The organism is Leisingera sp. ANG-S5, assembly GCF_000813925.1.
Taxonomy (GTDB): domain Bacteria; phylum Pseudomonadota; class Alphaproteobacteria; order Rhodobacterales; family Rhodobacteraceae; genus Leisingera.
Map to the genome: position 1 here is coordinate 1 of NZ_JWLH01000031.1, position 565 is coordinate 565.

Annotated in this window: 1 protein-coding gene; it reads left to right on the plus strand. The window is 68.1% G+C overall.

The features are described 5' to 3' along the window. Nucleotides 1-500, plus strand: a 500-nt coding sequence (locus tag RA25_RS21945) for an EamA family transporter (RefSeq protein WP_039175039.1), incomplete at its 5' end; no start/stop codon positions are given. Between the last annotated feature and the right edge of the window lie 65 nt (nucleotides 501-565).

Here is a 565-nt window from a genome sequence, read left to right on the forward strand (position 1 = left end):
TGGGGCTGATCATCTGGGCCGGGCTGATGATCCAGAAGGGCAAGGGGCGGTTGCTGGATGACCCGCGCGCCTTTGCCATGGCGGGGATGGCGATGCTGGGGTCGGCTGCCTATTCGATCTCCGACGCGGCAGCGATGCAAGGAGCAGCCAGCGCGCCGTTCCTGTTCTGGACCTATATCCTGGTGACGCTGGCGATGGGGGCGTTGCGCGCCTGGGAGGATAGGGGGCAGTCGGCGCCGCTGCTAGGCGTGGTGCGCGGCTGGGCGCAGAACCCCTGGCGCATCCTGTTTGCCGGGCTGTCGTCCTACCTGTCGTACCTCTTGATCCTGCGGGTGTTTCAGCTGGGCGCCGAGGCGGCGGCGGTAAGCGCGGTGCGGCAGGTGTCGATCCCGGTGTCTGTGATCCTGGCGGCGCTGGTGCTGAAGGAGCCGCGCGGTCTCAGCCGGCTGGGCTGGGCGGTGCTGATTGCCGCAGGTATTGCGATGATTGCGCTGCGGTAAACCTGCAGCCCTCCCCGCCTCACGCGAACTTCAGAGGAAGAGGGTGGCGCAGGCGCGGCGGGCAG